Source organism: Paraburkholderia sediminicola, assembly GCF_046027825.1.
GTDB lineage: Bacteria > Pseudomonadota > Gammaproteobacteria > Burkholderiales > Burkholderiaceae > Paraburkholderia > Paraburkholderia sediminicola_D.
Map to the genome: position 1 here is coordinate 1 of NZ_JAQQDU010000248.1, position 764 is coordinate 764.

Consider the following 764-nt stretch of genomic DNA (forward strand, 5'->3'; position numbering starts at 1 on the left):
GTCTGTCGTCCAGACCTGATCGGGTTTCGCCGGCGAGAAGTCACGTTGCAGCAGGTTCGGCGCGACCGGCAGATTGTGCTTGCTGTCGGTCGTGGCTTTGAATCGCCGCTTGGTGCGCGCCTTGATGCCGTGCAGCTTCATGAGCCGCTGAACCCGGTCCTTGCTCACTCGGATGCCTTGAGCCAGAAGCTTTTTCCACACGCGTGGCCAACCGTATTCGCATTTGGATTCAGCATGTACGGCGCGAATGTGGACCAGCAGTGCGTCGTTGCTGATGCGCTGACGCGGTCGCTCAGAATCAACGTCACGGGCTTTACGGTTGTGATAACCGCTGGGACTGACACCCAGCGCCTGGCAGGCCACAGAAACCGGCCATTGCCGGCTATGTCGTTCGATCCACGCGTACTTCACACCGACCCCTTCGCAAAGTACGCCGTCGCTTTTCCCAGGATATCGCGCTCCATCTTCACGCGGGCCAGCTCGGCGCGCAGCCGGGCAATTTCCATCTGTTCGGCTGACACCTGTTTGCCCGCACCATTGAGCTTGCCCGCATCGTCGGCCTTGATCCACGCATTCAGCGTCTGCGTACTGATGCCCAGAATCTTCGCCGTCGCCGCCTGGCTCTGGCCGTTACGCACCATGCGCACCGCTTCAATCTTGAATTCCAGCGTGTACCGCGCCCTCGGGTTACCCATTGCTAAATCCTCCGTTGCTGAAGTTTTACATACTCTCAGTAACGGATACGTTTTTCGAGGGCAAGGTCA

The 764-nt window shown here is 59.0% G+C and carries 1 pseudogene; it reads right to left on the bottom strand.

Annotated features, from left to right (window positions below):
- Window positions 1–695, bottom strand: a pseudogene (locus PQQ96_RS42120) (IS3 family transposase); the annotation flags it as partial.
- Between the last annotated feature and the right edge of the window lie 69 nt (window positions 696–764).